5 protein-coding genes and 1 pseudogene are annotated in these 6,426 nt (G+C 66.9%); 4 read left to right on the plus strand and 2 right to left on the minus strand.

What is annotated here, in order from left to right; all coding sequences use genetic code 11:
• Positions 1-184: 184 nt before the first annotated feature.
• Both ACLMAJ_RS27170 and ACLMAJ_RS27175 read right to left on the minus strand, forming a co-directional pair.
• On the minus strand, positions 185-2,392 hold the full coding sequence (locus ACLMAJ_RS27170; protein WP_412016686.1) for a transglycosylase domain-containing protein: 2,208 nt from the start codon (positions 2,390-2,392) through the stop codon (positions 185-187).
• A 691-nt stretch (positions 2,393-3,083) separates the two neighbouring features.
• Complete coding sequence (locus tag ACLMAJ_RS27175; protein WP_412016659.1) at positions 3,084-3,500, minus strand: DUF5318 domain-containing protein; 417 nt, start codon at positions 3,498-3,500, stop codon at positions 3,084-3,086.
• A 112-nt stretch (positions 3,501-3,612) separates the two neighbouring features.
• On the opposite strand from ACLMAJ_RS27175, the gene ACLMAJ_RS27180 reads away from it, so the two are divergent.
• The 4 genes and pseudogenes from ACLMAJ_RS27180 to ACLMAJ_RS27195 all read left to right on the plus strand — a co-directional run.
• A complete protein-coding gene (locus ACLMAJ_RS27180) occupies positions 3,613-4,749 on the plus strand; it encodes a DUF1707 SHOCT-like domain-containing protein (RefSeq protein ID WP_412016660.1) in 1,137 nt (378 codons plus the stop codon).
• A gap of 8 nt (positions 4,750-4,757) precedes the next feature.
• Complete coding sequence (locus ACLMAJ_RS27185; RefSeq protein WP_412016661.1) at positions 4,758-5,594, plus strand: DUF1707 SHOCT-like domain-containing protein; 837 nt, start codon at positions 4,758-4,760, stop codon at positions 5,592-5,594.
• 125 nt (positions 5,595-5,719) lie between these two features.
• Positions 5,720-6,280, plus strand: a complete 561-nt coding sequence (locus ACLMAJ_RS27190) for a PadR family transcriptional regulator (RefSeq protein WP_412016662.1) — start codon at positions 5,720-5,722, stop codon at positions 6,278-6,280.
• A pseudogene (locus ACLMAJ_RS27195) lies at positions 6,273-6,426 on the plus strand (inositol-3-phosphate synthase); the annotation flags it as partial. The gene ACLMAJ_RS27190 and the pseudogene ACLMAJ_RS27195, both read left to right, overlap by 8 nt.

Here is a 6,426-nt window from a genome sequence, read left to right on the forward strand (position 1 = left end):
CGGCCCAGGTGGAGCGGGTCATGTTCACTCATTATGGATCGCGTCCGTCGCGGCCGGTCATGGCCGTGAATCGAGCTCCTGCGGTAGGTCCACAGGTGCTGGTTACCGAGCGAACGGGACCGGCCCCTTGTGGGCCGGTCCCGTCCGTCATCGTTCTATTCGCCCTGTCCGGCCGCGGTCCGAACTATCGGTTGCGCGTCGGCTGCGTGCCGTTACCCGACTGCCCGTCACCGGACTGCCCCTCACCCGAGTTCCCGTTGCCGGGGCGCGGTGCTCCGGTGACCGTCGGCGATGAGCCGTCGGCGGGCGCGACCGGCTGGCCTGGCAGCGGTCCCGGTCCGTTCTCCTGTCGTTGCGGACGTTGCTGTGGCTGCGGCGCGGGCTGCACGCCCGGTACCGGGATGGTGATGCCGGGCAGAATCTCCACCTGGCTCGGTACGACCACAACCGGTGGCAGGAACGGCGCGTCGGTGGTCGAGGGTGCGGTGTAGGGCGCGCTCCACTCCGGCACACCGGCTTGGCCCTTGATCGGGCCGGGCTTCGGGAAGGCCTCGTTGGGGGTGCCCTGTAGGGCACCGTCCATGGTGGCCTTCCAGATGTCGGAAGGCAGGCCGGAGCCGTAGATCATGCCGCCGCTGTAGTTACGCAGCGCCGTGTTGTCGATGCTGCCCACCCAGACCGCGGTCGAGAGCGACGGGGTGTAGCCGACCATCCAGGCGTCCTTGTTCTCGCCGGTGTCGAGCAGCTGTGCGGTACCGGTCTTGGTCGCGGACTCGCGGCCGCCGGCCAGGTTGTGGTTGCGCGACCAGGCCGCGATGGGCTTCATCGCCGCGGTCACGTTGTCGGCCACCGCTTCCGAGACCCGCCGCTCGCCCGCCACGTCACCGCGGTCGAGCAGCACCTGACCTGCGGCGGTGACGACCTTGGATACGAAATGCGGCGCGTGGTAGGTGCCCGACGCGGCCAAAGTCGCGTAGGCAGATGCCATATCGAGTGCGCGCGTCTGGTACTGGCCGAGCACGATGCCGTTGTTCGGGCCGGAGCCGTCCGGTTCGGTCAGCGACTTGCCGACGCCCGGGATGGTCTCCGGGATGCCGAGCTTGTGCGCCATAGCGGCGATCTTCTGCGGGCCGTTGGGCATGTCGATCTGCATCCGGTAGAAGCTGGTGTTGAGCGACCGCTTCAGTGCCTCGGCGATCGTGCAGGTACCGCACTGCTCGCCCTCGACATTGGTGATCTTGATGCCGTTGACGGTCAGCGGTGAGCTGTCGTACATCTGCGACAGCGGAATGCCGAGCTCGAGGTTTTCCGCGAGACCGAAGACCTTGAACGACGATCCCGGCTGCAGGCCCGCGTTGGCGAAGTCGTAGCCCTGTCCGTCGTCGCCACCGTAGTAGGCACGCACCGCACCGGAACGCGGATCCACCGAAACCACCGCGGTGCGCAGCTGCTCCGGTTCACCCTGCATCTTCTTGGTCGCCGCCTCGACGGCCGACTGCTGCGCCTTCTGGTCGATCGTGGTGGTGATCGAAAGGCCGGCGGTGTTGAGCTCCTGCTCGCTGATGCCCGCGGTGGCGAGTTCCTTGAGTACCTGCGTCTTGATCAGGCCCTCCGGTCCGCTGTCCAGGCTCTTGTCCTTGGTCGTCGATACCGGCACCACCTGCGGGAACTGCGCGGTCTGGCGCTCTTCCGGCTTGAGGTTGCCGCCGGCGACCATGCCGTCGAGCACATAACCCCATCGGGTCTTCGCGCCCTCCGGGTTCTTCTCCGGGTCGAGGCCGGACGGCTGCTGAATGGTGGCGGCGAGCACCGCGCCCTCGGACGCCGTCAATTCCTGGACCGGTTTGCCGAAGTAGGCCTTGGCCGCCGCGTCGATGCCGTACGCACCGCGGCCGAAGTAGATGGTGTTCAAGTAGGCGGCGAGGATCTCGTCCTTGCTCCATTGCCGCGCCATCTTCGCCGAGATGACCAGCTCGTGCATCTTCCTCGTCAGCGAGCGTTCGTCACCGACCAGCGCGTTCTTCACATACTGCTGGGTGATCGTCGAACCACCGCCCGCGCTCTCCTTGCCGAGGACATTGTCCCTTGCCGCGCGGGCGAAGCCGGAGATGGAGAAGCCGGGGTTGGTGTAGAAATCCCGGTCCTCCGCGGCGATCACCGCGTTGCGCACATGCGGGGGAATCTGCTCGATGGTCACATCGGTGCGGTTGCCCTCTGGCGGCACCACCTTGCTGAGCACCGTGTTGCCGTCGGAGGCCAGGATCGTCGCGACCTGGTTGGTTTGCAGATCGCCTGGTTTGGGCACAGAGACGGTGGTGTAGGCGACAAGGAAGATCGCACTCGGCACCACGATGGCCAGCGCGAGGCCGATATAGATGACCCGGCGAACGATCCGCCACGGCGACTTCTTTTTCTTCGCCCCGGGGCCGCGCCTGCTCGGTCCGCCGTCTCCGCCGTCACCGCCGCCGCGGCGCGGCGGTGGACCGGACGGTGGCGCGCCCGCGGATCGTTGTCTGCGTTCACCATTGGCTCCCACGCCGGCTCCGCGCGCGCCGTCGATAGGGGCAGGCCGCTCCACGGCGGGGCGGGGTGCGGTGGCGGGCCGGGATCCGGCGGGTGCCGTCGAGCGACGGTTGCGCTCGGCCACCGCCTCGGTCAGCGAACCGGGCCGCTGGATCTTATGGGTCGGCTGGACGGCATTGGGCGCTCCCGCGGGCAGGGGGCGGCCCTGCGGCTGCGGGGGGCGCTGTGGCGGCGGCCCTTGGCGGCGCGGCGGCTGCGGACCGCGCGGCTCGCCCGGGTACTGGCCACCCTGCGGCGGTCGCTGACCGCCAGGCGGAGGCACCGGTCGCCTGCCGCCGGGTGGGGGACCGGCAGGCCGCTGATTCGGGTTCGGAGGTGGTGAACTTCGCTGAGTACGGCCGCCGTGCGGTTCATCGCCGTAAGGGGAAGGCTCGTAGGGCGAATTCACTGACAAGATCTCCATAACTGGTAACGGGCTGTGTGGCTCGATGCGGTCATGATCACCGCGGCGGACGCGTGCAGGCTCCGCATGTCATCCGACGGGCGGATGACCAGGCACATTATTCGGCGGCGCGCCGCTTGGCTCGGGTACCCGTGCGACGGCGCGTTGGCGCGGGAGCGGTACCGAGCACGTAGGACTGCACCAGATGGTTCCAGCTGCAGCTCCGGCACACCTCGACGACATGGACCGAGAACTCCTCGCGAGTTTCGTTCAGTCGTATCAGTTCCTCGGGCGTGCGGGCCGAACCCGCCATCGCTCCGAGGCCGTCGCCGTAGACCCAGGATACGAGTGTGAGCTGTTCTTTCCTGCAGATAGGGCATGTGACCTCGCTCCCCCGGCCGTGGAACTTCGCCGCACGTAGCAGGTAAGGATTCGCATCACATACCTCGGCGACATCGACACGGCCCGCATAGACGTCGGCCAGCAGCGACCGGCGCCGGAGCGCATAGTCGACTACTTGCCGCTGAATTCGCACGAGAACCAGAGTAGCGGTGATGTAAACGGGCCGCGCTGGGCTGTGAGTATTGCCGGAGTGGTAACAGGTCCGATCATGGGCGGCGCCTGGTCAGGCCGACTACTATGCGTCTGTGTCCACAGCAGCATCCGGGCGCACGCGAGCGCGTGACCTCGACCGCGCGAATACCTGTGGCGTGCTGGATGCCGCATACGCCGAAGGTCAGCTCGGCGCCGACGAGTATCACGACCGAACGGCGCAGGTCACGACCGCGAAGACGCTCGGCGAGCTGGAGCGGGTCGTCGGTGATCTGCAAACGCCGGCAGCCGTCCGCGATCTCATCGCCGCCCAGCCATCCCCGCCGCGAAATCTGTTGCGCCGCCCCAGATCCGCGGATGGTTACCCTGATCACACTCGGGCCCGCGACGCCGATCGTGCCACCACGGTCGAGCTATTGGACGGTGCTCGTCGCGATGGCCAGCTCACCGAGGAAGAACACGAGACCCTCACCGAGTTGGCCGCGGAGGCCACGACGCTCGGCGATCTGGCCGGACTCGTCGACGATCTGCAACGTCCGAACGATGCGACGCCGTTGCCGCAGCCGCCGCACTCGAATCGTCGCAGGTGGTATCTGGTCGCGGTCGCCGCCACGGCCGCGTGCGCGGCTATTGCCGCCTTCACGCTGACAAGCCGCGGCCCGGAGCCCGAGCCCCGGCCCGTCGAGCAGGTCGGCGCACCACCGCCCGCCGCGGTGCCGGCGCCCGAGCCGGAGGCCGTGCGGCCTGTGGTCGTTGCGACACCCGATCTCCTTACCGGCGAGGGACTTACGCTGTTTCTGGAGCGGTATCGCGCGAAATTCGGTGATCTGCAAGTCGACGACCTGACCCTGTACGACAGCTATGCGCTCTTTTCGCGCGCCGTGCCCGGCCAGCCGAATCGCGGGATCAAATATGACTACCGCGGTGGATTCGAGCAGGAGAGTGCTGTCACCGGCCGCAAGGCCGATAAGCCCGCGAATGATCTGGCCGGTCTGAACCTCGCGGCGCTTTCCGATGTGTTGGCGAGCGCGGTCGCGACGCTCCGGATACCGGACGGGGCTGTCACACATATAGGTTTCGAGGTCGACGAATCCGGAACGTATGGCCGCTACGGCATCGCCAAAGGCGGGCCGTACATCGAGATTTTCGCGAGCAATAAGTTCAACGAGGGCGGCCATCTGCTGCTGACTCCTGCGGGCGAGGTCCTTCGCGCCTGGCCGTTCGAAGGGTAAGGCGCGCAATGGCTGCGACCCGATACAGCGGAATCCGGGCCCGCGATACCGATCGGGCGGATGTTTGCGGCCTTCTCGACGCCGCGCTCACCGACGGTCAGCTCACCGAGGAAGAACATGCCGCCCGCACCGCACAGGCGATGCGCGCCAAGTCCTTCGGCGAGCTGGACGACATCTTCGGGGACCTGCAGATTCCGGACGATCTGGTGGACGCCCCCGTGGTCAGGGTCGATCGCCGCCGCCCACGACGCTGGCTGGCGCCGTTGGCCGTTGTCGTCGCGGCGGCGGTGGCGGGCGCGGTGGTCGGCGGGATTACCCGCGGTGTGGCGGATTCGCCGAAACTACCGGGATTGCCTGGGGCGCGGGGACATTCGGAGCCGTCCGAACACGTGCCGATGCTCACCACGGGCGCGGGTCTGGGGTATTTCATTGCCGAGTATCGCGCCGAGTTCGGTGATACCAAGGCCGATGAGGTCACGCTGTATCCCGAATATGTTCTGGTCACGCGACCGGCGAGGGACAACCCGGCCGCGACGGCCAGATATCACTACGACGGAAATTTCGATAAGTCGACCACCACGCCCGGGCGCAAACCCGATGTGCGGACCTTGGATCTCGCCACCATGGATGTGCCCGCGCTCGCGGGACTGCTGGCAGGCGCTGCGCAGACGACGAAGGTCCAGGGCGGCACCGTGACGCATGCGGCTGCCGAGTTCGATTCCAGCGCCACGGCGGGTGCCGGACCTGTCTTCCGGATGCACACCACAAACCAGGCAGGGGCCTCGGGATCCCTGATCGTGTCGTTCGCCGGGGAGCCGCTCCGGGTAAATGTGACCACCGGCTGACCCTCCAGCACCTGCGTAAACACCTCAACTATCGGTTACGACTATCCCTGGTTATATCGCTCCGATATAGTGGGAAGTCGCATCCACCGGTTAGGTCTGTACATAAGTCAGGGAGGTGAAGCCCGATGCTCGAGCTGGCAATCCTCGGGCTGCTCCTCGAAGCGCCCATGCACGGGTACGAGCTGCGCAAGCGGCTGACCGGGTTGCTCGGGCCGTTTCGGGCCTTCTCCTACGGGTCGCTCTACCCGACGCTGCGCAGGATGCAGGCGGACGGGCTGATCGCGGAAGAGAACGTGCCGGGCGTGGTCGCGATGCGACGCGCACGGCGGGTCTATCAGCTGACACCGGTCGGACGGGAGCGGTTCACCGAACTGCTCGCCGACACCGGCCCGCAGAACTACACCGACGACGGCTTCGGCGTCCACCTGGCGTTTTTCAATCGCACCCCCGCGGAAGCGCGGATGCGGATTCTGGAGGGCAGGCGGCGGCAGGTCGAGGAGCGCCGAGAGGGGCTGCGGGAGGCGATCAAAAAGGCCAGCGGGTCACTGGATCGCTACACCCGCCAGCTCCACCAACTCGGTCTGGAATCAAGCGAGCGCGAAGTGCGCTGGCTCAACGAATTGATTGCCGCGGAGCAATCGACGAATGCGGCACCACAGAAAGAGGGAAACATCGGCCATGACTGAAACGAACCAGGCTGACACAGTTCGCGTGGCCATCGTGGGCGTGGGCAACTGCGCATCTTCTTTGGTCCAGGGTGTGCAGTACTACAAGGACGCCGACGAAACCGCGACCGTGCCCGGCCTTATGCACGTCAAGTTCGGTAAGTACC

The organism is Nocardia arseniciresistens, from assembly GCF_046764875.1.
Taxonomy (GTDB): Bacteria; Actinomycetota; Actinomycetes; order Mycobacteriales; family Mycobacteriaceae; genus Nocardia; species Nocardia arseniciresistens.

Coding starts and splice junctions, on each gene's coding strand:
- ACLMAJ_RS27190 (WP_412016662.1), top strand. CDS start 5,720: ATGCTCGAGCTGGCAATCCTCGGGCTGCTCCTCGAAGCGCCCATGCAC.
- ACLMAJ_RS27185 (WP_412016661.1), top strand. CDS start 4,758: ATGGCTGCGACCCGATACAGCGGAATCCGGGCCCGCGATACCGATCGG.